This is a genomic window from Calidithermus roseus, from assembly GCF_003574095.1.
GTDB classification, from domain to species: Bacteria; Deinococcota; Deinococci; order Deinococcales; family Thermaceae; genus Calidithermus; species Calidithermus roseus.
Genome location: NZ_QWLA01000160.1, coordinates 1 through 1,261 on the forward strand (window position 1 = coordinate 1; position 1,261 = coordinate 1,261).

Genomic DNA, 1,261 nt, shown 5'->3' on the forward strand with positions numbered 1-1,261 from the left:
CACCCGAGGCCCAGGCCCCCACCATCCAGGTCCACATCGGGCGCGTCGAGGTGCGGGCACTGCTGGGCTCGCCGCCCGAGCCACCCAAGCCCAGTCCACCCTCGCAGGGGCTGAGCCTCGAGGAATTCCTCAAGGGGAGGCGATGAGCAACCCTCTGGCCATCACCACCGTCAGCGCCGTGTTGCAGTGGCTGCTGGCCAACCGCTTCGGCCAACCCGACGTCTCGCTGGGGGGGCAGGTCAAGGTCACCACCCTGCCGCCGGACCAGGTCAAGCTCGAGGGCAACGGCCTCTTGCAACTCAACCTCTTCCTCTACCAGGTCAGCCCCAACCCCGGCTGGCGCAACGCGGGGCTCCCGGCCCGCGACGAGCGCGGCGAGCGGGTGGCCAATCCGCCGCTGGCGCTCGACCTGCACTACCTCCTCACCGCCTACGCCAACTCCAACCTCCACGCCGAGGCCCTGCTGGGCTACGCCATGGAGGTGCTGCACGAGATGGGCATCCTGACGCGCAAGTACATCCAGAACAGCATCCAGGCTATCGCCTCCGACCCCACGGTCCCGCTGGAGATCAGGAGCAAGCTGGGCGAGGTGGGGTTGGAAAACCAGATCGAGCAGGTCAAGCTCAGCCCCGAGGCGCTCTCGACCGAGGAGCACTCGAGGCTGTGGTCGGCCATGCAAGCCAAGTACCGACCCACGGTGGCCTACCGGGTCTCGGTGGTGCTCATCGAGGCCCAGCGCTCGAGGCGGGTGGCCCTGCCGGTGCGCCCGGAGGGGGTGGGGGTCTACGCCCGGCCCTTCCGCTTCCCGCGGCTCGAGGCCGTGCGGGCCAGGCCCAGCCCCAACGCCGACTTGCTGCCCCCCTCCGAGCCCATCCTCGTCGGCTACCACCTGGTGCTGCTGGGGCAGAACCTGCGCGGCGAGGTCACGCAGGTGCGGGTGGGCGGGCAGAGCCTCACCCCGGCGCAGGTCAGCGACACCGAGGTGAGCTTCCCGCTGCCCGCGGGCCTGCGGGCCGGGCCCCAGACTGTGATGGTGCAGCAGCAACGCCTGCTGGGCGAAGCACCCGCGACTTTCACCCGTCCTGGCGAGGCGTCCAATCCTCTGGCCTTCCTGCTCAGCCCCAGCGTGAGCGTGGCCAAGATGGGGGGGAAGCTCGAGCTGACCTTCACCCCCCGCGTGGGGCGCGAGCAGCAGGTCACACTACTGCTCAACGAGTTCGACCCCACGCCCCCCACCGACCGGCCCCTGCGGGCCTACAGC

The 1,261-nt window shown here is 70.3% G+C and carries 1 protein-coding gene; it reads left to right on the top strand.

Features of this window, described 5'->3' with window-relative positions:
• Positions 1 to 142: 142 nt before the first annotated feature.
• Positions 143 to 1,261, top strand: a 1,119-nt coding sequence (locus tag Mrose_RS18345) for a Pvc16 family protein (protein ID WP_119280656.1), incomplete at its 3' end; no start/stop codon positions are given.